Below are 22,144 nucleotides of genomic sequence, written 5' to 3'. Positions count from 1 at the left end.
TTTTAGTGTGCGTCACCGGCCAGATATTTTTCCAGCCAGTGAATGTCGTAGTCACCCTTCAAGATGTCCTCGTTCTGCAGGAGGTCCTGGAACAGGGGCAGGGTGGTCTTGATGCCATCCACAACGAACTCGTCGAGCGCGCGGCGCAGACGTGCAATGCATTCCTCACGGTTACGACCATGCACAATCAGCTTGCCGATCATGCTGTCGTAATAAGGCGGGATCTTGTAGCCCTGATAGGCGCCGGAATCGACGCGAACGCCAAGACCGCCCGGAGTGTGGAAATAGGTCAGCGTACCAGGAGATGGTACAAAGGTGCGTGGGTCTTCAGCATTGATACGGCATTCGATGGCATGGCCATTGAACTTGATATCAGCCTGCGTAACCGAGAGGCCCTGACCGGAAGCAACGCGGATCTGCTCCTGCACGAGGTCCATGCCGGTGATGGCTTCCGTGACCGGATGCTCCACCTGCAGACGGGTGTTCATTTCAATGAAGTAGAACTCGCCGTTTTCGTAAAGGAACTCGATGGTGCCTGCACCACGATATTTCAGCTTGCGCATGGCGTCGGCGCAAATCTCGCCAATGCTCATCCGCTGCTCGACGGTCAAAGCAGGAGAGTTTGCTTCTTCCAGGACCTTCTGGTGGCGGCGCTGCAAGGAGCAATCGCGTTCACCCAGATGCACGGCATTGCCTTCACCGTCACCGAAGACCTGAACTTCGATGTGGCGTGGTTTGCCCAGGTATTTTTCCATGTAGACAGCATCGTTACCGAATGCCGCCAGAGCCTCGGAGCGGGCCGTGGAAACGGCTTCGTCCAGATCGGCCTCGGTCTTGGCAACCTTCATGCCACGGCCGCCACCGCCTGCCGTTGCCTTGATAAGCACCGGGAAGCCGATCGACTTGGCGATTTCCATCGCGTTTTCCGGCTTCACTTCACCATCAGAGCCGGGAACGACGGGAATGCCCAGTTCCTGGGCTGTCTGCTTGGCGGTGATCTTGTCACCCATGATGCGGATATGGTCAGCGGTCGGTCCGATGAAGGTAATGCCATGCGCATCGAGAATGTCTGCGAACTTGGCATTTTCCGACAGGAAGCCGTAACCGGGGTGAACGGCATCCGCGCCGGTGATTTCGCAGGCCGCAACAATCTGGTGAATGTTGAGGTAGCTGTCGCGCGACGGAGGAGGGCCGATGCAAACGCTTTCATCAGCAAGGCGCACATGCATCGCATCCGCATCCGCCGTGGAATGCACGGCAACGGTTGGAATGCCGAGTTCCTTGGCGGCGCGCAGTACACGAAGCGCGATTTCGCCACGGTTTGCTATGAGGATCTTGGATACCATGCTTATCCGCCTTATTCGATGACCACGAGGGCTTCACCATACTCCACAGGCTGAGCGTCGTTGACGATGATTTCCGTGACCTTGCCGGACTTTGGAGCCGGGATCTGGTTCATGGTCTTCATGGCTTCAACGATGAGAAGCGTCTGGCCTTCCTTGACGGTGGCACCAACTTCGATGAATGCGCGGGCGCCTGGAGCTGGCGACAGATAAACCGTGCCGACCATAGGCGAAGTAACGGTGTTTGCCGGGTTGCGGGCAGGGGCAGCAGATGCCGCTGGCGCTGCGAGCGGCGCCGGTGCTGCTGGGGCAGCTGGTGCCGGTGCTGCATAAGCAGGAGGAGCCGCTGCGTAAACGGTTGCTGCCGGTGCGGAGCGCGAAACGCGAATGCGCAGGTCGTCCTGCTCGATTTCGATTTCCGACAGGTCGGTGTCGTTGAGAATGTTCGCGAGATCGCGGATCAGTTCCTTGTCGATACCGTTTTTCTTTTCAGCCATAACGAGACCCTATTCTCTTGTTTATTCTTATTGCGTGATATTCTTCAGTGCGTTGAGCGCCATGATGTAGCCGTATGGGCCGAGGCCGCAAACCATGCCTTTGGCGGCGGGCGCTATCATCGATTTGTGGCGGAATTCCTCGCGGGCGTGGATATTGGAAATGTGCACTTCCAGTACCGGCACGGAAATAGCGCGAATGGCGTCATGCAACGCAATTGACGTATGCCCGTAAGCACCCGGATTGATGACGACGCCGATCGCGCGGTCGTCGGCTTCGTGAAGCCAATCGACCAGCACACCTTCATGATTGGACTGGCGGCAATCCACCTCAAAGCCGAGCGACTGGCCTGCCTCGCGGCAATCCTGCTCAATATCTTTCAAGGTTTTTCCGCCGTAAATACCCGGCTCCCGCTTCCCAAGCATGTTCAGATTGGGGCCGTTGAGGACGAGGACTAGCTTGCTCATGTACGGTTCCGTCAAAAATTCAGCGCCACCTATAGACTTTAAGGCGATCAAGGAAAAGCCCTGTTCGCCTTAAAGCACGGGTTGTCCTTAATCTTCTGGTCATGAAGAGCATTTTGATGTGGATTGTTTGATTGAAACGGCAAGGCCGGTGCGACTGCGCGGCGTGAGCGTGATTCCTGTTTTGGCACAGAATAACCGCTCGTAACTGTCTGCAAGGGAATACTTCTTGTCAGCGGGATGATCAGGGCTGGTGGCAATTCCCGTGACCGGCACGGGAATTGAAGACCTTGAAGACGCGAGGCGCAGGCTGCTCTGTTACGAGCAGGTTGCCTTGCCGCAGGTGCGCATATTGGCAATCTTCTCTTTCAGTGGATCAGCGCCAACGGCGCCGAATACGGCCTCGGTGCCGATGATGTAGGATGGAGTGCCGGTAATGCCGAGGTTGTTGGCAAGCGAATAGGCTTCCTGAACCTGTGGGGTATTGGGGCTTTCTTCCATCGACTTGCGAATGGCGGCCTCATCGATACCGAGCGAGGTTGCGACTTCCATGGCGCTGTCTTCATTGGCGCGACCGGTGCTGCCAAGCAGCGTGCGCTGGAATTCCGGGTACTTCTCCGGCGCCACCAGCTTCACGGCATTGGAAACCTTGTGGGCGGCCAGCGACTCAGGTCCGAGAATCGGGAATTCCTTGAGCACGACACGAATGTTCTTGTCGGACTTCAGGATGTTGTCCATGTCGCTCATGGCGCGCTTGCAGTAACCGCAGTTGTAATCGAAGAACTCGACCAGCGTCACGTCACCCTTCGGGTTGCCGAGGCTGATATCGAATTTCGATTCGAAAAGCGCTTTCTGGTTGCTGCTAACCGCCTCTGATGCCTTGGCGTTGCGTGCCTCAGACTGTTTGCGCTCAAGCGCATCCTGCACTTCCAGCATGATCTCTGGATTGGCGATCAGGTATTCCTTGATATACGCGCCGATTTCCTTTTTCTGCTGGTCATCCAGTGCGTGAGCAGGGGCGCTGATGCCAACTGCCGAAAAGGCCATGACGCTGGCAAGCGTTGCGGATGCTAGTGAAAATTTCATTTCGGCCTCGTTGTCATTGAAAGACGGTAGCAAACATGTGGTGTGGTGTTTGCAGATTAATTCATTTTACGGCAAGCCATAAACGCCACAACCGAAAAAATAGCGCCCATTGTCGCGGTGGCTGGATTGTTATTGGCAGAGGAATGCGGCAAGTCTCCGACTTGAAAGCGGCACACGTCCTCAAAACAACACATCCCTGTGCGCTACAGTTTTACCACCACACATCTTGCTTCACCAAACCCTAACCATTTTGGGGGCTGATGCTGGAGAAAATAAGAGAGGCTTCGTTTTGATTCCTGTTTCCAGCCGCAGTGCCGTTGAACCCTTCCATGCCATGGACATTTTGGCCGAAGCCAATCGCCGCAAGAAAGACGGTCGCCCCGTCATTTCCATGTCGCTTGGCCAGCCAGCCCATCCTGCACCCAAAGCCGCACTTGCCGCCGCCAGCGAAGCGCTGAAACACGGGCGGATTGGTTACACCGATGCGCTTGGCCTGCTTGAGCTGCGTGAAGCCATTGCCGGTCACTACCGCGTGCAGCATGGCATAGATGTTGACCCTGCGCGCATTGCGGTAACGACAGGCTCTTCCGCCGCCTTCAATCTGGCATTTCTGAGCCTGTTCGATGCAGGCGATGCGGTTGCTATCGCCAGACCCGGTTACCCGGCCTATCGTAATATTCTCAAAGCACTTGGCCTGAAGGTTGTGGAAGTGCCGGTTACGGCTGAAACGGGCTTTACGCTGACGCCCGCAAGCCTTGAGCGGGCGGAAACCATTGCCGGCTGCAAGCTGAAGGGCGTTCTGCTGGCAAGTCCAGCCAACCCCACCGGTACCGTCACGGGACGTGAGGCACTGAAGCGGCTGGCAACCTATTGCAAAAGCCGCTCCATCGCTTTCATTTCCGACGAGATCTACCATGGACTGACATTTGTCGGCGAGGAAACCTCCGCGCTGGAAATCACTGATCAGGCTGTCGTCATCAATTCATTCTCGAAATATTATTGCATGACCGGCTGGCGTGTCGGCTGGATGGTGCTGCCGGAAAGTCTGGTGCGCCCGGTCGAATGTCTTGCGCAGAGCCTTTATATTTCTGCTCCGGAACTGTCTCAGATTGCTGCTGCCGCCGCTTTTGGTGCAGCTGAAGAACTGGATGTCTACAAGGAAAGCTACCACACCAATCGTGACTTCCTGATGGAGCGTCTGCCACAGATCGGCCTGCCGCTGGCGTCGCCGATGGATGGTGCCTTTTACGCCTATGTCGATGTTAGCCGCTTTACCAATGACAGCATGGATTTCGCAAAGCGCATGCTCACGGAAATCGATGTTGCAGCCACACCGGGCATGGATTTTGACCCCACAGAGGGGCACCGAGCCCTGCGTATTTCTTATGCCGGTTCCGTCTCTGATATCGCCGAGGCGGTTGGCCGCATGGCCGGCTGGCTGAAAGAAAAGCGCTGATTTCAGCGCTTTGATCTAAGGGATAAAAGAATCTGATTTCAGTGCCTTGCGGCGATTTGCGGAATCAAACCCGCAGCCACTTGAATCAGTTTATCAACCGGCATTGTCGTCGGCAGTTTCACAGACAAACGTGTTATCAAAAGCCGTGCGGCCTTTGCTGGTGAAGGTCAGAACCCGACCTTCCGCACGCTTGATCCATTGTTTGTTCAACATGGCGGTGAGCAGCGATGCACCGAGCGAACCACCGAGGTGGTGGCGTCTTTCACTCCAGTCCAGGCAGTGCAGGCAGACCGGACGACGCGCCTTTTGCAGGCTTTCCAGATCAATACCGAAGTCGGAGAAAAACTGCTGGCCCTGATCGGTCAGCGCAATGGTTTCATCTTGCGAAATCACCAAACCGCGCTGGGTAATGCCGTGTAGCAATTGCACACCGCTTTCCCCAGCCAGATGGTCGTAACACACCCTTGCTTCACGCAGCGCCGCGTCCTTGGGGCCGGTGCGGACCCGAACGGCGCCGGTGCGCTGGGCAAGCCCCATCAGCGCTTCCAGCACCTGCGCCACATCTTCGCCCGACAGACGGAAATAACGATGCCGTCCCTGTTTTTCGGCTTTCAGCAAATTGGCGTCGCTCAGCTTGGACAGGTGCCCGCTGGCCGTTTGTACCGTGACACCGGCAGCGTTTGCCAACTCGCTGACGGTCAGCGCGCGGCCATCCATCAGCGCCGTCAGTATATTGGCGCGGGCAGGGTCGCCGATCAGTGAGGCGATAGTTGCGATAATGGGTCCGTCTTTCATAGTTCGATCATAGCCGAAGCATTGACGTACAGCAATGGCGTAGACCGGAGGCATGTCACACGAAAGGAAATCGCCATGCTGACCTGCTTTATTCGATATGAGATTGACCCCTATAAGGTTGATGCTTTCGAACACTATGCCCGCAATTGGGGGCAAGCCATTCCACGCTGTGGTGCGGATCTGATCGGGTATTACGCGCCGAAGGAGGGCTCCAGCACCATTGCCTACGGCGTCTATAATATCGAGAACCTCGCGGCCTATGAAGCCTATCGTGCACGTCTGGCCGCCGATCCGCTCGGGCGTGACAACTACGATTTTGCCAGGCGCGAACAATTCATCCGCCGCGAAGACCGGCTATTCCTGCAACTGGCATCCGCACCACATGGGGAGAGTGAGCGATGATATCTGTGATATTCGAGGTGTGGCCTGCCGAGGGTGAACGGCAGCACTATCTCGACATAGCCGCCAGGCTGCGCGAAGACCTCCAGACTATCGACGGATTTATCTCGGTTGAGCGGTTCCAGAGCATCACCAATCCCGACAAGATGCTGTCGCTTTCGTTTTTTCGAGATGAGGAAGCGGTCAAAGCCTGGCGCAATCTCGATGCCCACCGCGCGGCGCAATCCGCCGGCCGCAATGGCGTCTTTGCCAATTACCGTCTGCGTGTTGCCAGCGTTATCCGTGATTATGGCTTAGAGGAGCGCGAAGACGCCCCGCCGGACAGCCGCTAGCGTCATGAAGCATAGTCGCTGAAACAGAGGAGGGGCGCGCCAGCCATTTTTCCTCTCGCCATGCTGTCAGACAAAAGAAAACGCCCGCAGCGTCTTTGCGGGCGTCTTTTGTATTCGTCAGTCTTTATCGCGGCGCTTTGGCGAAACCTTTAACGAGAATCGGTCCAGTTGGGCGGCCGGTCGGTGATCCTCCCGCCGTTTCCAGCGTGATTTCATAGAGCTGTTCGCCCTGCGGTTTGGGCAGGGCCGGTCCTTTCAGAGCTGCAGAGCGGCTGTTTTCCAACAGTCCAAGCGACACTGGGCCCATGTCCTGAGAAGGCAGGGTCCACACCTGCAACGTCTTGCCCTCTGGGACAGTGAAATCTGCAAGCAGCTTCACCGTCGCTTGCTCGTTGCCGAAGTCTTCGACGATTGCCTGTGCTTCACCCTTGGCATCAAGCAGAACAGCGATCACGACAGGATCGGGTCTGGTGAGCAGGCTCCAGCCGAGTGTCACGGCAAGCAGCACTGTGGCCGCAAGCGAAGCCATCGCAGTCCAGCGCCAGCCAGACTTGATGTTGTCATTGCTGGCGGCAGGGGATGGCGCTGTGGCGATCTCAGGGGTAGGGCGCGCAGCCGAAATACCGGCATCAATCCTCTGCCAGAGTTCCTCCGGGACGTCCAAAGGGTCGGCCGTGGCATCAAGCGGCAGAAAACGGTCACGGCTTGCTTCAACGGCGGCACGCAGTTCGGCGTCGCGCTCAAGGCGGACTTCGAAGACCGCAGCCTCCATTGGCTCCATCAGGCCAAGAACATATTCATCGGCAAGGTGGATGATGTCGTGTTCAGGGTTGGTGCCGGTCATCGCATGCACTCCCTCAATGCGGAAAGTCCTCGTTTTATCCACGACTTTGCGGTGCCAAGCGGCAACCGCAGGCGTCCGGCAATTTCGCCGTGTGTATAACCACCGACATAGGCCATGAGGATTGTTCGTCGTCGCGTTTCTTCCAGCGCGCCAAGGCATTCATGCAGGCGGCTGCCACTTTCCAGACGTTGCCAGGAGGCCATGATCTGATCGATCTGTTCACGGTCCTGCAATTCCTCAAGTTTGTCGCTGGTAACAAGATCTTCGCGTTTGCCATCCCGCAACATATTGAGCGCGTGATTGCGAATAACAGCATAGATCCAACCACGTGCCGAACCGCGGCCCGGTTCAAACTGATGCGCCTTGGTCCATATGCGGATGAACCCTTCCTGGACGGCTTCCTCAGCAAGATCACGCCGCCTCAAAATGCGCTGCGCTACAGCCACCAGCCGTCCGGCCTCACTATCATAAATATGCCGCAGGGCTTTGCGGTCACCTTTTGCACAGGCTGCAAGCGCAGCGCTCAAATCTTCGCTTTGATCCTGCGTTACCAGCAAACGGTTCTCCTCCCGAACATTTCTCTCAAACGGGTATCTCACAGATAGGGCGCCTGTTCCAGACATCAGCTTGTCCTGTTTTTTTGAACGCAAGGCTTCATCATTCTCTGTGGGGTTACCCCTCAAAGGCGCAAATGGATGCAGCATAATTTTTTTATTTGCCTGCATCCAAACGGCATCTCCCGTGTGTCTACCCATTGAGAGGCGCTTCACAGGTGTTGAAGCGGGGTTCTCTGAAACCGATATCCAAGGGAGAAATGCCATGCACATGATCCGTTCCGTACTGATTGCTTCCACTGCCGTTCTAGCTGCCGCATCCGCACATGCCGCACCTGTTCTTGGCCTGACCGGCGACAAGACGTTGGTGATGTTCGACACAGACAAACCGGAAGTTTCCAAGACCATGGATGTGACCGGTGTCGACAAGTTGGTGGGCATTGATTTTCGTCCTGGCAACAAGACCGTGGTCGGCGTAACGCCTGAGGGAACCATCGTCACCATTGATCTGACCAGCGGTGCCGCAACCGAAGTGGCCAAAATGGACAAGCCGCTGGCGATGACGGACGCGCCTGTGGTCGTTGATTTCAATCCGATGGCAGACCGTCTGCGTTTCATGACCGGCACCACCAATCACCGTGTTCACCCTGATACCGGTGCGGTAACGGTTGACGGCACATTGGCCTATGAAGAGGGTGACATGCATAAGGGTGAAACACCTAATATCGTCGCGGCCGCTTACACCAACTCCTGGGGCAAGCCTGAAAAGACTGCGATGTACAATATCGATGCCACCATTGGTGCGCTGATCCAGCAGACCAAACCAAATGACGGTACGCTGAAAGCCATTGGCAAACTTGGTATCGAAGGCACCCCGGCCGCTTACGCTTTCGACATTCAAGGTGCGGAAGACGGCAAGAACACCGCCTATCTTGTCGCCAATAAAACCCTCTACACTGTCAATCTAGAGACCGGTGCTGCCACGCAGGTTGGTGCAGTCACTGGTATCGACAACGAGGTGAGGGATATCGCTATCTTGCCTGCCATGTAAGGCAGCAACAGCTGAAACCTCACGCTAAGCAGTGAATCAAAAAATGAAAAGCCGCCCGTAAGTGACTCTACGGGCGGCTTTTTTTGCATTTTATAAGGCTTCTATCAGAAGAAACCGCGGCGCTGCCACCAGCCGCCCTTACGCGGCTTTGGATCATCGCCATCACCTTCGTTCGAGGCTGTGGACGTTACCACAGGCTCGGAAGACGAAACATTCTCACCACGGTTGGCGCGGACAGGTTTTGCGTCATCACTCAGATCGGCAGAAGCTTCACCAACTTCTTCAATCGCGGCGTCGACAACCGTCTCTTCAACAACCACCGGCTCTACGGTTTCAACCTTGGCCTTGGCAGGCTTTTCAGCTTTGGGAGCAGCAACAGCCTCTTCAGCTGGAGCTTCTTCCTGTGCCTTAGCCTTGCGGGTGCGGCGTGGCTTCTTGGCTTTTGGCTCTTCGGACACCACTTCGTTGCTACCGCCTTCAACGACGCTGACCGCCGCGGTTTCTACAACGACGACGTCGCTTTCGCTGGTAACAGCGGTTTCAACCGCAACGCCTTCATCGGCAGTGCTGTTGTCGTCACCATCAGTTTCACCCGAGGTTTCGATATCGTTCTCTTCATCGGAGCGATTGCGACGACCGCCGCGCTTGCCACGACGGCGACGCTTGCGCTTGTTTTCTTCGTCAGACGAACCATTGTCAGCCGAAACTTCATCGGCAGTCTCGTTGGTGTCACCACCAACGGTCTCTACGCCGTTGTCAGCATCGTCATCGCTCTCGTCGCCTTCATCATCGCCCTCGGCACCATTATCCTGTGCCTGCGCGTCCTGACCGTTCTGGCCGCCCTTGCGACGACGACGACGACGACGCTTGCGCTTGCCGCGATTGCCATCTTCGTCACCCTCAGCGCGTGCCGGCTGGGCAACTGGTGCCTTGATGATTTCTTCCTCGTCTTCGTCCTCTTCGATTTCGAAGACTGGATCATCTTCTTCTTCGATCACAGGCAGAAGCTGGAGCAGGCTTTCAATTCTAACCGGGTTCTCGACAGGTTCGCCACGATCGATGGCAAAGTGCTGCGAGCCAACGCTGGCATCGGCGGCGATAATGATCGAAACGCCGAAGCGGTTTTCATAATCGACAATCGTGCCACGCTTGTGGTTGAGCAGGTAAAGGGCAGTGTCCGGCGTTGAACGCACAGTGATGTTGTGCGTTGTGTTGCGCAGCAGATATTCCTCGACGCCACGCAGCACGTGCAGGGCGATGGAAGACTCGGAGCGCACGTGGCCGGTGCCGCCGCAATGCGTGCAGACCTGTGTTGTGGATTCCAGAACCGAAGCGCGAATGCGCTGGCGGGACATTTCCAGAAGGCCGAAATGCGAGATGCGGCCAACCTGAATGCGAGCGCGATCGTTTTTCAGGCAATCCTTTAACTTCTTTTCGACGGAGCGGTTGTTGCGCTTTTCCTCCATGTCGATGAAGTCGATGACGACAAGACCGGCAAGGTCGCGCAGGCGAAGCTGACGTGCAACTTCTTCCGCTGCCTCAAGGTTCGTTGCCAGCGCGGTTTCCTCAATGGAATGCTCGCGGGTCGAACGGCCTGAGTTGACGTCGATGGAAACCAGAGCTTCCGTCTGGTTGATGATCAGGTAACCACCAGACTTCAGCGTGACCTGCGGCTGCAGCATGCGGTCAAGCTGCGCTTCGATGCCGGAGCGCGAGAAGATCGGGTGAATATCACGGTAAGGCTGAACCACCTTGGCATGGCTCGGCATCAGCATCTTCATGAAGTCTTTTGCTTCACGGTAGCCTTCTTCGCCGGACACGATGATTTCGCTGATGTCGCGATTGTAGAGGTCGCGGATCGAACGCTTGATCAGCGAGCCTTCCTCGTAAACGAGGCAAGGGGCTGTGGAGTTCAATGTCAGTGTGCGGACATTTTCCCACAGGCGCATCAAGTATTCGAAGTCGCGCTTGATCTCGACACGTGTACGGTTGGCACCTGCTGTACGCAGGATAACGCCCATGCCGTTCGGCACTTCCAGATCGCGTGCGATTTCCTTCAGGCGTTTGCGGTCCTGCGGCTGGGTGATCTTGCGGGAAATACCGCCGCCACGAGCCGTATTCGGCATCAGCACGGAATAACGGCCGGCCAAAGAAAGGTAGGTGGTCAGGGCTGCGCCCTTGTTACCGCGTTCTTCCTTGGCAACCTGAACCAGAATAATCTGGCGGCGCTTGATGACTTCCTGAATGCGGTACTGCTTGCGTGGCTTGCGCGCTACGCGATCAGGAACCTCTTCCATGGCATCTTCTGCGCCGACGGATTCGATAACTTCCTTCTCATGGTCGTCGTCATCGTCATCATCGTCATCAGAGCCATTGCGGCGAAGACCTTCGACCTCTTCCGAAATCGTGTCAGCGTCAACCATCGCAGCCATTTCGCCGCCTGGGGTCTCGTCATCGCTGCCGGAAGCTTCGGCTGATGCTTCTTCTTCAGCATCGGCCTTCTTCTTGCGGGGGCGGCGTACGCGCTTCTTTGGCTTTTCTTCCTCGGCCGGTGCCTCAATATTGGCGGCTTCTGCTTCTACATCTGCAGGCGCTGCTTCAGCTTCAGCTTCGGCAGTTTCCTGCGGCGCTGCGGATTGCGGCTCTGATGTGTCGGAGACTTTCGAATCAGTGCTCAGCGGTACAATGCCGATGTCCGGCTGGTCAGCTGTGGAAAGATCGACTGTCGCTGTATGGTCGTGCGGTGCATCCGCTGGCTCGAAATCATCGCTACCGCGATGTTCTTCGGCTTCTGCTCTCAGAAGTGCCTGACGATCCGCAAGCGGGATCTGATAGTAGTCGGGATGGATTTCTGCAAATGCCAGAAAGCCATGACGGTTCCCACCGTAATCGACGAAGGCTGCCTGAAGCGATGGTTCTACCCGGGTTACCTTTGCAAGGTAGATATTGCCCCGGATCTGCTTCTTGTGCTCGGATTCGAAGTCGAACTCCTCAATCCGGTTGCCTCTGACGACTACAACCCGCGTCTCCTCTTCGTGGGAGGCGTCGATAAGCATTTTGTCTGCCATGTAATCTCTGCTCCTCGACGCGACCCCGTGACAGACGAGGATCGTACCGCCGAAAAGGCGGTTCTCCCGTATCTATGAGAGGGTGCGTCGGAAATGATGTTTACCGCTTGGCGCGCGTCAACTGACAACAGCGAGGCGAAGGGCAATGCAAAATGCTTGCCGCTTTGGCCTTGTATGTAAGAAAGCTGTTGCAACGACACCATTTGCCCAAGCCGGTAATACGATAATAACTGGCCCCTTGAGGCCGATGAGTTTGCCCTTCCAGAAGGGCGGACGGTGGCATGCCACCGGGTATATGCCCGGCTCATGCCGGAATTGTTCCAGTTTCAGGAAAAATGTAGCGACGGCAGATGATTCCCGTTTTGCAGCGCCAGCGTCTTTACGATTGGCAGCCCTACGGGTATCTATCCCGTTAACATCTAAACCCTCAATTTGTGTTGTATGGTTTATCCGGCTCAATAGCAATAGGCACGCTAAATATGCCATATTGCTGGAGTAATTCAGGCGTTAACAAATGCTTCACCAATGGCTGTGAATGTGGTCTGACACGGACCGAAACAGGGCAGGGCGGCGCGGTTTCGAGAGGCATTGGGGGCTTTTGAAAGCACTTTTGCTAAAATGACGAATATGAAAAAAAGATTTGGGCTGTCATGATTATTGCACAAATGCGGGCGGCAATCCGGTGCTCGACGCGTATTACGCTGCGAATCACCCTTGCAGCCACTCTGACGGCGGTCACTTTTTTCTCCGTTCCAAACGCTGCTTTTGCAATCGGCGAGAGTTCAAGGATGGTGGCGAGCGCGGCCCGTATCGCCGGAAATGAAGCCCGTACCCGCGTCGTCATCGATTTTGCCGAAGAGCCGGAATTCGAGGTTCATTATCTCGATTCGCCGGAGCGTATCGTCGTCGATCTTCCCTCCACCGATTTTGCGTTTCCTGCCAAGGATCTCGAGGCTGCCGGCCTTTTCCGTGACGTGCGTTTCGGCACGATGGATGAAGGTCGCGCCCGTATCGTCCTGACCGCCAAAAAACCGGTGCGCCTGGCCATATCCGAGGTGCAGCCAAATTCTGAAGGTAACGGCGTGCGGCTGGTTCTGGATGCTGAAATCACCGACAAGGCGACCTTCGCCGGTCTGGTCAAGGACCAGAGCTGGCAACCGCCATCTCCAGTCACCACCGCCTCAGTCGATGGTGCGGTCAGCGGCAAGAGCGACCGGCAGGCACAGTTCATCATCGCAGTCGATGCCGGCCACGGCGGCATTGATAATGGTGCGCAGGGTGGCAAGACCGGTACGCATGAAAAAGACATTACCTTAGCCTTTGCCAAGGAGCTGACCGAGCGGCTGAACAAGGAGCCCGGCATTCAGGCCGTGCTGACGCGCGAATCCGACGAGTTTCTGGCCCTTTCCGAGCGTGTGCAGATCGCCCGCCAGAAAGGCGCCAACCTGTTGATTTCCCTGCATGCCGATACGCTCAAACAAAAGGGCATTCGTGGCGCAACCGTTTACACGATTTCCGACCGCGCATCCGACCGCATGGCGGCTGAACTGGCTGAGCGCGAAAACCTGTCAGACGAACTGGCCGGTGTTGCCATGCCGGCAAGCCAGCCGGAAGTGGCCGATATCCTGCTCGACCTGACACGGCGTGAAACACAGGCGTTCTCGGTAACCTTGGCCGGCAATATCCTGGCATCGTTTGAAGGGCAGATTGGCCTGATCAACAACCCGCATCGCTATGCCGGTTTCCGCGTTTTGCAGGCGCCCGATATTCCCTCCATTCTCTTGGAAATGGGCTTCCTGTCCAATCCGGAAGACGAGAAGCTGCTGCTCGATGTCGAATGGCGCAAAAAGCTGGCCGACGTCATGGCAAAGGCGGTCGGAAAATATCACAATCAGTTCGTCGCCAACGGCGGTTGAAGCGTCCTCTTTCCAGTAACTTTTTCGTGGGGTCGTGGCTTTTGCGGCGCCAAATACAACCGCAGGGTTGGCTGCGGGACAGGCGGCTTTCAGCTGTTTGACCTGTTGCGATAAGGTAACCCTTGGCCGGAAAAGGTCTTGGCAATGGCCCTAATGCCCGCTTTACTGGGGTAGGGCCCTATTTTACTCACATTCCCGTCGTTACTCGGCATATGTGTGGGTGACTCGTCGCTTTTGCATAAAAGACTTTGTTTGGTGTGGCTTATGACCGGCTATATTGGCAAATGCTGATGTCCCGGCTTGTCATTGCCGGAGTGGTGTGCAAAACCGCACCGACTATGCGAAAATGCGCTTGATGGTGAGCGCGAATGCCACGTTCGGATTATCGGTAGCTTTATATGATAAGACTGATTGGATATTTCTTCGGTATTGCAAGCGCGCTTTTCCTGTGCGCTGCTGCAGGGGCTGCGCTTTATCTCTACACCCTTCGCGAGCAATTGCCGGACTATGCCGTTCTCAGCTCCTACGAGCCGCCGGTCACGACCCGCGTTCACGCCGGTAACGGTGCTCTGATGGCAGAATATGCGCATGAAAAGCGCCTGTTCCTGCCCATCCAGGCCATTCCAGACCGCGTGAAGGCTGCGTTCCTTTCCGCAGAAGACAAGAATTTCTATAATCACCCCGGCGTTGATATCTACGGTCTTGGGCGCGCTATTCTGGTCAACATCCAGAACCTCGGTTCCGGCCGTCGCCCGGTTGGTGCATCAACCATTACTCAGCAGGTCGCCAAGAACTTCCTTCTAACCAATGACCAGACCATCGACCGCAAGATCAAGGAAGCGATTCTGTCCTTCCGCATCGAGCAGACCTATTCGAAAGACAAGATTCTTGAGCTTTATCTCAATGAAATCTTCTTCGGTATGAATGCCTACGGTATTGCCGGTGCCGCGCTGACCTATTTCAACAAGTCGGTCACCGAACTGACCATTGCCGAAACCGCCTATCTGGCATCGCTGCCGAAGGGCCCGGCCAACTACCACCCGTTCCGTTACGAGAAGGCTGCTCTTGAGCGCCGTAACTGGGTGATCGACCGTATGGCCGAAAATGGCTACATCAACACCGCCGATGCGTCGGAAGCAAAAACCCAGCCGCTTGGCGTAAATCTGCGTCGCGGTGGTGCCCACCTGTTTGCGTCTGATTACTTCGCTGAAGAAGTCCGTCGCCAGATCGTTGATAAATACGGCGAGAAGGCCCTGCTGGAAGGTGGCCTTTCGGTTCGTACCTCGCTTGACCCGGTCTTGCAGGTTGAAGCCCGCAAGGCGCTGCAGGACGGTCTTCTTGATTATGACGAGCGCCGTGGTTTCCGTGGCCCGGTCGATGAGATTGACGTATCCGGTGATTGGGGCGCTGCCCTTGCCAAGATCCGTCCGCTGCGCGACGTGCCGGAGTGGAAACTGGCCGTGGTGCTGGACGCTGGCGATCAATCCGTTGATATCGGCATGCAGCCGGAAACCGATGCCGGTGGCAAGGTTGTCCAGGATCGCGTCCGTGCGAGCATTCCAGCTGAAAACATGAAATGGGCTTACCGCGATGCGACTGGCAAGCGTAACACCGCCAAATCGCCAAGTGGCGTTCTGAAGGCTGGTGACGTTGTCTACGTTCAGGCATTGACTGAAAACGGCAATACCTTCCGTCTTCGTCAACCGCCGAAAGTGCAGGGTGGCCTCGTTGCCATGGACCCGCATACCGGCCGCGTTCTCGCCATGGTCGGCGGTTTCTCCTACGGCCAGTCGGAGTTCAACCGTTCCACGCAGGCCATGCGCCAGCCGGGTTCGTCGTTCAAACCGTTCGTTTACGCTGCAGCGCTCGACAATGGTTATACGCCAGCTTCTGTTGTGATGGATGCGCCGATTGAGATCGTCTCTGGCGGTCAGGTCTGGCGTCCGCAGAACTACGGTGGTGGTTCCGCTGGTCCGTCGACACTGCGTCTCGGTATTGAAAAGTCCCGTAACCTGATGACCATCCGCCTTGCAGACGACATGGGCATGAACCTTGTTGCGGAATATGCGGAGCGTTTCGGCATTTATGACAAGATGCTGCCGGTTCTCGCCATGTCGCTCGGTTCGGGTGAAACGACCGTGACCCGTATGGTCTCTGCCTACGCGGTTCTGGCCAATGGCGGAAAGCAGATCAAGCCAACCGTGATCGACCGTATTCAGGACCGTTACGGCAAGACGATTTTCCGTCACGAAGAACGCACCTGTGAAGGCTGCAACGCGCAGACTTGGTCAGGTCAGGACGAGCCGACCATCATCGATAACCGCGAACAGGTTCTCGACCCGATGACAGCCTACCAGACAACATCCATGCTGGAAGGCGTCGTCACCCGTGGTACGGCCGCTGGCAAGATTCCGGTCAAGGATCGTCCGGTTGCTGGCAAGACAGGCACCACCAACGATGAAAAGGATGCTTGGTTCGTGGGTTACACACCGGACCTCGTGGCTGGCCTTTACATTGGCTTCGATACGCCAGCACCGCTTGGTCGTGGTGGCACCGGTGGTTCGCTTGCAGCGCCAATCTTTGGCGAGTTCCTCGCAGCTGCTGCCAAGCACACACCGCCCGGCAAGTTCATCGTGCCTGAGGGCATGCAGTTCATCGCCGTCAACCGCAAGACCGGCATGTATGCCAATGAAGGTGATCCAGACACGATCATGGAAGCCTTCAAGCCAGGCACCGGCCCGGCTGACAGCTTCTCGGTTATCGGCATGGAAAACTACATGTCGCCGGAAGATATCATGCGTGCCTCACCACAGGCACAGCAGGCCATTACCAACGGTGGTGGCGGGCTTTACTAAGCTCCAGATAACAATGCAGCGAAGGCGCGGGTCTTTACATCCGCGCCTTCGGCATTTATGCACCGGGGCCAGTTTTACTGAGTGGATGAAGACGTCCAGAGACTTTCAACGAAGGTGAAATAGCAGCGAAATGCGCAACGAGATTGTGAATGTTGTCGACGAAATCAAGCAGGCCATAAGCCTGCTGAGGAGGCATCTTTGACTGGGACCAGGCGATAAGACGACTGGACTGGTTGAATAACAAGGCAGAAGATCCAAACCTCTGGAACGATGCCACAGAAGCACAGAAGCTGATGCGTGAGCGCCAGCAGCTTGACGAAAGCATCAGCGGCGTCAAAGCCCTCGAGCAGCAGGTCAACGATAATATCGAATTGATCGAGATGGGCGAGGAAGAAGGCGATCAGGATATCGTCAAGGACGCCGAAGAGGCATTGAAGGCGCTGCGCAGCGAAGCCAACCGCCGGCAGGTCGAAGCGATGCTGTCTGGTGAAGCCGACGCCAACGACACCTATGTTGAAGTTCACTCCGGTGCTGGCGGTACTGAAAGCCAGGACTGGGCCAGCATGCTGTTGCGCATGTACACCCGCTGGGCTGAACGCCAGGGCTTCAAGGTTGAAGTGCTGGAAGTGCATGACGGGGAAGAGGCGGGCATCAAGTCTGCAACCATTCTCGTTAAGGGCCACAATGCATTCGGCTGGATGAAGACGGAATCGGGCGTTCACCGTCTGGTGCGTATTTCGCCCTATGACAGCAATGCGCGCCGTCACACTTCGTTCTCGTCGATCTGGGTTTACCCTGTCGTTGATGACTCGATCCAGATCGACATCAATGAAAGCGATTGCCGCATCGATACCTACCGTTCGTCGGGTGCCGGTGGTCAGCACGTTAACACCACCGACTCGGCCGTGCGTATCACGCATATTCCAACCGGTATCGCTGTGGCCTGCCAGCAGGAACGCTCTCAGCACAAGAACCGCGCCAAGGCGTGGGACATGTTGCGTTCGCGCCTTTATGAAGTCGAACTTCAAAAGCGCGAAGAAGCGGCCAATGCACAGGCAGCCTCCAAGACCGATATCGGCTGGGGTCACCAGATCCGCTCCTACGTTTTGCAGCCCTACCAGCTGGTCAAGGACCTGCGTACCGGTGTGGAAAGCACCGCTCCGAGCAACGTGCTGGACGGCGATCTGAACGAGTTTATGGAAGCCGCACTGGCTCACCGCATCAGCGGCGGTGCGGATGTTGAGGTTTCCGACATCGACTGATTTCAATATCTCCGTAAGGTCTATTGAAAACAAAGCATTAGAGCCTGTTGATGAATCAGACCGTGAGCGACTTGATTCAGTTTGACAGCACCAAAAGAACCCGCCGATCATGATCGGCGGGTTTTCTTTCGGCGGCAAGGCGCTGCCTGAGATCAAGACCCGGGGGAAGACCAGGCATGTGGGGCATTCATTTGCTCGGGCATAAAAAATCCCCGGTCGAAGCCGGGGATTGATCTTGTCGGAAGTGATTGGTTCAGAGCCGTCGCAGGCGGCTGCTCCACAGCGTTCAGTTCGAGGCTTTCTCGATCTTCATGTCGCCCAGCTCATCGATTAGCACGGTCCAGGCTTCAGTCTCTGTCGACATCGGATCGGTCTTCAGGTGAACGGTAACAAACAGGCCTGGCACATTGCCGTTGCCTGACGAGCTTTCCGGACGAATGTCGGTGACATAGGCCTTGAACTTCGAAAACTCTTCCAGCTCCACCGTTTGGATCAGGTCAGGGCCATTTGGCGTGTAGGCAATCTGCTGCAGAAAGATGCGTGCCGTGCCGTCATTCTGTCGCATCGCAACGACCTTGTAATAACCACGGCGTGGCGGTGCGGCCGCAGGAGGCGCTGCTTCCGAAGTCGCTGTCGTGGTCGCTGCTGCAGCGGGGGCCGGCTCGTCTTCCCAAAGGCCGCTGCTGGCGACGAAAATGGCCGCGACAGGCAGGTCCTCGATGGGGGAGGTTGGTGTCGTCTGCGCGTGAACGGCTTGCAGCGAGAGCGCAAACAGTGCGGCTGTCAGGAGGGTTTTTGTAACAAGACCTGGCATTTTCATCATTTCATCAGTTCGTGAATTGTTCAGCGAGAATTCGGTCCGACCATGAGCGGTCAGGATCGGACAAAATCACCGCAGTTCTATCCTGGGATTGTGCGATACGCACACTTACCACGGATTTAACCTCGGTGTGATCCGCAACCGCATTGACGGGGCGTTTTTCAACTTCCAACACATGAATATCCACCGTCACCTTGTTCGGTAACAATGCACCACGCCAGCGGCGCGGACGAAACGCGCTGACCGGGGTCAATGCGAGAAGGGGTGATTCCAGTGGCAGGATCGGCCCGTGGGCGGAGAAGTTATAGGCAGTGGACCCTGCGGGCGTTGCAACCATAACGCCGTCACAGATCAATTCCTCCAGCCGTATCTTGTCATCGACGGTGACCTTCAGCTTTGCAGCCTGGTGCGACTGTCGGAAGAGACTGACCTCATTCATGGCTAGCGCGGTAAATTCCGCTCCATGCACATCTGTCGCGATCATTTTTAATGGGTGGAAATCATTGCCGGTGGCAATCGCCACACGCTCATGCAGGTTGTCGACGCGGAAATCATTCATCAGGAAACCGACTGAGCCGCGGTTCATGCCATAGACACGTTTGCCGGAATTCATGGTTTCATTGAGGATTTGCAATAGAAAGCCATCGCCACCCAGCGCAATGATGACGTTTGCCTCGTCAAAGGGGGCGTTTCCATACCGGGCAATCAATGCTTCGCATGCGGCGCGCGCATCCGGTGTGTTGGCGTGGACAAATGATAGCGACTGTTGTGAACCGGACATGCAATCTACCTTTTGGAACAGTACCTTGGTACAGGAAGTCAGGAGGGTGCGACAAGCTCTTTCAGGTCTGCAGCCGGCGCGTTTTATGATGCATGGCCTGATATTTTCGAACAAACGTCACAATGATGGGCTCCCTGCCTGATTTGATGCACCCTATAGGCGGAAAATGGCAGTTCCTTATGACGGTGTCTGAAAATATGCGGCCGTTATGAAAACTGTTCACCATGCGCACGATTAATGGCGCTCGGACTTTATCAGTTGCAATGCCCATCATTTGCGGGCTTGCAGAGAAAGCCGGGGTCGGGCAGGTTGCGGCAAAAGCATAAGGAATAAAAAACGGCAGGAGACTGGTGTGGCGATCGAATACAGTATCTATGATGTTTTTACCGACAAACGTCTTGAGGGAAATCCTCTCGCAGTCATGTATGATGCTGATGGGCTTGACGACAAGACGATGCAGGCTATCGCCCGCGAGATGAACCTGTCGGAAACCGTGTTCATCCGCAAATCCGATAACCCTGCCTATGCCGCATCCTTACGCATTTTCACCCCCGGTGGTGAACTGCCCTTTGCAGGCCACCCGACCGTTGGGGCTGCCGTGGCACTGGGGGAGCGTAACCCCAATGGCGGTGACGTCGATATGGTCTGCGTTCTCGAGGAGAAGGTAGGACCGGTCCGCTGCGCCATCCGGCTTCGCAACGATGCGCCGGGGTTTGCCGAATTCGATTTGCCGCGAAAGTCTTCCCGTATCGATCTGCCGCTTGACCGCGCGAAGCTGGCCGATGCACTCGGTGTCAGCGAAGGCAATATCGGCTTTGAAAATCACGTGCCGTCGATCTGGACGGCTGGTGTGCCATTCCTCCTGGTGCCGCTACACAATATTTCCACCATCAGGGAAATGGATTTTGATCCGCAGTTGTGGGAACGCTCGGCGCCGCTGGTGGAGGGGAGGCTGGCTGCCTGCTACGTTTACTGTCGTGGTGGTGTGAACCACACCGCAAAATTCCACGCGCGTATGTTCTCGCCTGAAATGGGCATTGCCGAAGACCCGGCAACCGGGTCGGCCGCGGCTGCTCTATCCGGCGCCATCCATCATTTTGACGGCCTGTCCGACGGGCATTATCCGGTGATGATAGAGCAGGGCGTCGAGATGGGTCGTCCGTCCTTCATCCATCTGCATATCGATGTGAAAGACGGTGATATTTCCCGCGCACGCATTGGCGGCAGTGCCGTCCGCGTGGCCCACGGCACCATGGATATTTGATAAAAGCCTGAAAATTGGAACCATTTTTGTGGATTGCCCGTTTCCCTGACAGAAGGAGAAACGCGATGCAACACACGGGTAACGGCTCAGGTAGAAGTGGTAGCCGTCAACTGACGGCCGCAAATGGCGGAGCAAACTACTCTCCAAACATCATCAATTTGCATGGAACCCATGTGGCAATGATCTTTCGGCGTTTCTGTCCAAATCCTCTCGATCTGCGCAGCGAGCGCCGGTCGGTGACGGATAAAGGATCTGACGAACACGGTAAGAAAGCGTGATTTCGTGATTCTGGAATTGCGGGTTACTCTTCTCGCGCAGTGAAACAGCGAAAGGAGAATGAAATGAAGGCAATTCTCATAATCGCCTCTACACTTGCGCTTTCGGCCCCTGTAGCGTTTGCCGAATGCGCTGGACATGCCAAGCTGAATACATCAGCTGCAGTCGATACTGAAATCAAGACGGCAAGCATTGCCAAAACGGCAGATCAAAAGACCGATGAAGTCTTGATCATGCAGAAAAAAACTGAGACGCCCGAAACAGCTCGGCAAACAGAATAACAATATTGGTTTGATGTGATCCCTCGTGCCCTTTCTCCAGTCGGGCGCGGGGGATTTTTTACGTCACGACGAATGCAAAAATGATATGTCCGACGATTGAGATAGCCAGAGCGCCAAGAAGAACGATAAGCAAAATGCGGCTCATGACCCATCCTCGAAATCTGCATGAAAGACATGAGACGAGAGGCGGCGAAGTTATTTCGCAGTCTCTAATTTCACAGTCATTTCAGGAAGTTAATGGTGGGTGATGTAGGGCTCGAACCTACGACCCGCTGATTAAGAGTCAGCTGCTCTACCAACTGAGCTAATCACCCGCCGCCGCCCTCAGGCGGTGTGAGGGGGGCTATAAAGAGGAAAAAAAGGAATGTCCAGCGCGGAAATGAAATTTCTTCGTTTTTTATGACAAAAAAATTTCACTCACGCTGGACACGCCGATCTTTTCCCGAAGATCGACGGTGGAGAATGCTCTCGGGAATGTCTGTTAGTAGTTTGTAAATACAGGAGGAATCACCTCCGGAATGCACGTCCGACGGCAATGAGTATGCACGCGCCAACAAAGCCAGCAATGAGATAGCCCAGCCAACCGGTCAACACGACGCCAAACAACGATAGTATCGCATTGGCGACAATCGCACCGATGATACCAAGGATGATGTTCATCAACACGCCAAGATTGCTTTTCATGAACTGTTCAGCGAGCCATCCGGCGACACCACCAATGACAATTGCTGCAATCCAGCCAACACCTGCAGATTCCATGATTTCCTCCCACGCTAACTGCAAGTTTAAATTTGGTGATTCT

21 protein-coding genes and 1 tRNA gene are annotated in these 22,144 nt (G+C 55.8%); 10 read left to right on the top strand and 12 right to left on the bottom strand.

Features of this window, described 5'->3' with window-relative positions; all coding sequences use genetic code 11:
* Positions 1 to 2 precede the first annotated feature (2 nt).
* From accC to HGO37_RS07265, 4 genes are all read right to left on the bottom strand, one after another.
* Positions 3 to 1,346, bottom strand: coding sequence for an acetyl-CoA carboxylase biotin carboxylase subunit (gene accC, locus HGO37_RS07280; protein WP_192487607.1), 1,344 nt, complete (start codon positions 1,344 to 1,346; stop codon positions 3 to 5).
* A gap of 11 nt (positions 1,347 to 1,357) precedes the next feature.
* Positions 1,358 to 1,840 carry an acetyl-CoA carboxylase biotin carboxyl carrier protein gene (accB, locus tag HGO37_RS07275; RefSeq protein WP_192487608.1) on the bottom strand — a complete coding sequence of 161 codons (483 nt, stop codon included), beginning with the start codon at positions 1,838 to 1,840 and terminating at the stop codon, positions 1,358 to 1,360.
* Between the two features lie 27 nt (positions 1,841 to 1,867).
* Positions 1,868 to 2,305, bottom strand: coding sequence for a type II 3-dehydroquinate dehydratase (gene aroQ, locus HGO37_RS07270; protein ID WP_250982763.1), 438 nt, complete (start codon positions 2,303 to 2,305; stop codon positions 1,868 to 1,870).
* Positions 2,306 to 2,620: 315 nt separating this feature from the next.
* Complete coding sequence (locus tag HGO37_RS07265) at positions 2,621 to 3,388, bottom strand: DsbA family protein (protein WP_250982762.1); 768 nt, start codon at positions 3,386 to 3,388, stop codon at positions 2,621 to 2,623.
* Positions 3,389 to 3,722: 334 nt separating this feature from the next.
* Between HGO37_RS07265 and HGO37_RS07260 the strand changes: the two genes are divergently transcribed.
* The gene (locus HGO37_RS07260) at positions 3,723 to 4,844 is read left to right on the top strand and encodes a pyridoxal phosphate-dependent aminotransferase (RefSeq protein WP_502941403.1); all 1,122 of its coding nucleotides are present in this window, start codon (positions 3,723 to 3,725) and stop codon (positions 4,842 to 4,844) included.
* Positions 4,845 to 4,937: 93 nt separating this feature from the next.
* On the opposite strand, the gene HGO37_RS07255 is transcribed toward HGO37_RS07260, so the two are convergent.
* Entirely contained in the window at positions 4,938 to 5,639 is a 702-nt protein-coding gene (locus HGO37_RS07255; protein ID WP_250982760.1) for an ArsR/SmtB family transcription factor, read from the bottom strand.
* Positions 5,640 to 5,714: 75 nt separating this feature from the next.
* Here HGO37_RS07255 and HGO37_RS07250 point away from each other — a divergent pair, with 75 nt between their 5' ends.
* Together HGO37_RS07250 and HGO37_RS07245 are read left to right on the top strand one after the other, a co-directional pair.
* Entirely contained in the window at positions 5,715 to 6,041 is a 327-nt protein-coding gene (locus tag HGO37_RS07250) for an NIPSNAP family protein (RefSeq protein ID WP_250982759.1), read from the top strand.
* Positions 6,038 to 6,370, top strand: a complete 333-nt coding sequence (locus HGO37_RS07245; RefSeq protein ID WP_250982758.1) for an antibiotic biosynthesis monooxygenase family protein — start codon at positions 6,038 to 6,040, stop codon at positions 6,368 to 6,370. The genes HGO37_RS07250 and HGO37_RS07245 overlap by 4 nt, the downstream gene beginning before the upstream one ends.
* 124 nt (positions 6,371 to 6,494) lie before the next feature.
* On the opposite strand, the gene HGO37_RS07240 is transcribed toward HGO37_RS07245, so the two are convergent.
* Together HGO37_RS07240 and HGO37_RS07235 are read right to left on the bottom strand one after the other, a co-directional pair.
* A complete protein-coding gene (locus HGO37_RS07240) occupies positions 6,495 to 7,214 on the bottom strand; it encodes an anti-sigma factor (RefSeq protein ID WP_250982757.1) in 720 nt (239 codons plus the stop codon).
* Positions 7,211 to 7,768, bottom strand: a complete 558-nt coding sequence (locus tag HGO37_RS07235; RefSeq protein ID WP_250983236.1) for a sigma-70 family RNA polymerase sigma factor — start codon at positions 7,766 to 7,768, stop codon at positions 7,211 to 7,213. The genes HGO37_RS07240 and HGO37_RS07235 overlap by 4 nt, the downstream gene beginning before the upstream one ends.
* A 265-nt stretch (positions 7,769 to 8,033) precedes the next feature.
* On the opposite strand from HGO37_RS07235, the gene HGO37_RS07230 reads away from it, so the two are divergent.
* Entirely contained in the window at positions 8,034 to 8,819 is a 786-nt protein-coding gene (locus HGO37_RS07230; protein WP_250982756.1) for a DUF4394 domain-containing protein, read from the top strand.
* A 104-nt stretch (positions 8,820 to 8,923) separates the two neighbouring features.
* On the opposite strand, the gene HGO37_RS07225 is transcribed toward HGO37_RS07230, so the two are convergent.
* A complete protein-coding gene (locus HGO37_RS07225) occupies positions 8,924 to 11,887 on the bottom strand; it encodes an Rne/Rng family ribonuclease (RefSeq protein ID WP_250982755.1) in 2,964 nt (987 codons plus the stop codon).
* A 650-nt stretch (positions 11,888 to 12,537) separates the two neighbouring features.
* Between HGO37_RS07225 and HGO37_RS07220 the strand changes: the two genes are divergently transcribed.
* The 3 genes from HGO37_RS07220 (at position 12,538) to prfB (ending at position 17,920) form a co-directional block, all read left to right on the top strand.
* Positions 12,538 to 13,803, top strand: a complete 1,266-nt coding sequence (locus HGO37_RS07220; RefSeq protein ID WP_250982754.1) for an N-acetylmuramoyl-L-alanine amidase — start codon at positions 12,538 to 12,540, stop codon at positions 13,801 to 13,803.
* A gap of 398 nt (positions 13,804 to 14,201) precedes the next feature.
* Complete coding sequence (locus HGO37_RS07215; protein ID WP_192487619.1) at positions 14,202 to 16,658, top strand: penicillin-binding protein 1A; 2,457 nt, start codon at positions 14,202 to 14,204, stop codon at positions 16,656 to 16,658.
* A gap of 130 nt (positions 16,659 to 16,788) precedes the next feature.
* A protein-coding gene (gene prfB, locus HGO37_RS07210; RefSeq protein WP_250982753.1) for a peptide chain release factor 2 occupies positions 16,789 to 17,920 on the top strand; the annotation gives its coding sequence in 2 pieces (ribosomal slippage) (positions 16,789 to 16,857 and positions 16,859 to 17,920; 1,131 coding nt in all).
* Between the two features lie 286 nt (positions 17,921 to 18,206).
* Here the strand turns inward: prfB and HGO37_RS07205 are convergent.
* On the bottom strand, positions 18,207 to 18,743 hold the full coding sequence (locus tag HGO37_RS07205; RefSeq protein WP_250982752.1) for a hypothetical protein: 537 nt from the start codon (positions 18,741 to 18,743) through the stop codon (positions 18,207 to 18,209).
* Between the two features lie 4 nt (positions 18,744 to 18,747).
* On the bottom strand, positions 18,748 to 19,521 hold the full coding sequence (locus HGO37_RS07200) for an NAD kinase (RefSeq protein WP_250982751.1): 774 nt from the start codon (positions 19,519 to 19,521) through the stop codon (positions 18,748 to 18,750).
* 352 nt (positions 19,522 to 19,873) lie between these two features.
* On the opposite strand from HGO37_RS07200, the gene HGO37_RS07195 reads away from it, so the two are divergent.
* The 3 genes from HGO37_RS07195 to HGO37_RS07185 all read left to right on the top strand — a co-directional run bounded on the left by HGO37_RS07195 (position 19,874) and on the right by HGO37_RS07185 (position 21,342).
* Positions 19,874 to 20,785 (top strand): PhzF family phenazine biosynthesis protein, encoded by a 912-nt coding sequence (locus HGO37_RS07195; protein ID WP_250982750.1) that lies wholly within the window; start codon positions 19,874 to 19,876, stop codon positions 20,783 to 20,785.
* A gap of 65 nt (positions 20,786 to 20,850) precedes the next feature.
* The gene (locus tag HGO37_RS07190) at positions 20,851 to 21,063 is read left to right on the top strand and encodes a hypothetical protein (RefSeq protein ID WP_250982749.1); all 213 of its coding nucleotides are present in this window, start codon (positions 20,851 to 20,853) and stop codon (positions 21,061 to 21,063) included.
* 63 nt (positions 21,064 to 21,126) lie between these two features.
* Positions 21,127 to 21,342 carry a hypothetical protein gene (locus tag HGO37_RS07185; RefSeq protein WP_250982748.1) on the top strand — a complete coding sequence of 72 codons (216 nt, stop codon included), beginning with the start codon at positions 21,127 to 21,129 and terminating at the stop codon, positions 21,340 to 21,342.
* Between the two features lie 238 nt (positions 21,343 to 21,580).
* Here the strand turns inward: HGO37_RS07185 and HGO37_RS07180 are convergent.
* Positions 21,581 to 21,656 (bottom strand) — tRNA-Lys (locus HGO37_RS07180).
* Positions 21,657 to 21,849: 193 nt separating this feature from the next.
* Positions 21,850 to 22,101 carry a GlsB/YeaQ/YmgE family stress response membrane protein gene (locus HGO37_RS07175; protein ID WP_192487625.1) on the bottom strand — a complete coding sequence of 84 codons (252 nt, stop codon included), beginning with the start codon at positions 22,099 to 22,101 and terminating at the stop codon, positions 21,850 to 21,852.
* Between the last annotated feature and the right edge of the window lie 43 nt (positions 22,102 to 22,144).

It is taken from the genome of Rhizobium sp. CG4, from assembly GCF_023701965.1.
Lineage (GTDB): Bacteria > Pseudomonadota > Alphaproteobacteria > Rhizobiales > Rhizobiaceae > Agrobacterium.
Note: the sequence above shows the minus strand (reverse complement) of the source record. Positions and strands in the feature narration are given on the sequence as shown.

Coding starts and splice junctions, on each gene's coding strand:
- HGO37_RS07205 (WP_250982752.1), bottom strand. CDS start 18,743: ATGATGAAAATGCCAGGTCTTGTTACAAAAACCCTCCTGACAGCCGCA.
- HGO37_RS07175 (WP_192487625.1), bottom strand. CDS start 22,101: ATGGAATCTGCAGGTGTTGGCTGGATTGCAGCAATTGTCATTGGTGGT.
- HGO37_RS07245 (WP_250982758.1), top strand. CDS start 6,038: ATGATATCTGTGATATTCGAGGTGTGGCCTGCCGAGGGTGAACGGCAG.
- HGO37_RS07225 (WP_250982755.1), bottom strand. CDS start 11,887: ATGGCAGACAAAATGCTTATCGACGCCTCCCACGAAGAGGAGACGCGG.
- HGO37_RS07240 (WP_250982757.1), bottom strand. CDS start 7,214: ATGACCGGCACCAACCCTGAACACGACATCATCCACCTTGCCGATGAA.
- accB (WP_192487608.1), bottom strand. CDS start 1,840: ATGGCTGAAAAGAAAAACGGTATCGACAAGGAACTGATCCGCGATCTC.
- HGO37_RS07250 (WP_250982759.1), top strand. CDS start 5,715: ATGCTGACCTGCTTTATTCGATATGAGATTGACCCCTATAAGGTTGAT.
- HGO37_RS07215 (WP_192487619.1), top strand. CDS start 14,202: ATGATAAGACTGATTGGATATTTCTTCGGTATTGCAAGCGCGCTTTTC.
- HGO37_RS07255 (WP_250982760.1), bottom strand. CDS start 5,639: ATGAAAGACGGACCCATTATCGCAACTATCGCCTCACTGATCGGCGAC.
- aroQ (WP_250982763.1), bottom strand. CDS start 2,305: ATGAGCAAGCTAGTCCTCGTCCTCAACGGCCCCAATCTGAACATGCTT.
- HGO37_RS07185 (WP_250982748.1), top strand. CDS start 21,127: ATGAAGGCAATTCTCATAATCGCCTCTACACTTGCGCTTTCGGCCCCT.
- HGO37_RS07260 (WP_502941403.1), top strand. CDS start 3,723: ATGGACATTTTGGCCGAAGCCAATCGCCGCAAGAAAGACGGTCGCCCC.
- HGO37_RS07200 (WP_250982751.1), bottom strand. CDS start 19,521: ATGTCCGGTTCACAACAGTCGCTATCATTTGTCCACGCCAACACACCG.
- HGO37_RS07230 (WP_250982756.1), top strand. CDS start 8,034: ATGCACATGATCCGTTCCGTACTGATTGCTTCCACTGCCGTTCTAGCT.
- HGO37_RS07190 (WP_250982749.1), top strand. CDS start 20,851: ATGCAACACACGGGTAACGGCTCAGGTAGAAGTGGTAGCCGTCAACTG.
- HGO37_RS07265 (WP_250982762.1), bottom strand. CDS start 3,388: ATGAAATTTTCACTAGCATCCGCAACGCTTGCCAGCGTCATGGCCTTT.
- accC (WP_192487607.1), bottom strand. CDS start 1,346: ATGGTATCCAAGATCCTCATAGCAAACCGTGGCGAAATCGCGCTTCGT.
- HGO37_RS07220 (WP_250982754.1), top strand. CDS start 12,538: ATGATTATTGCACAAATGCGGGCGGCAATCCGGTGCTCGACGCGTATT.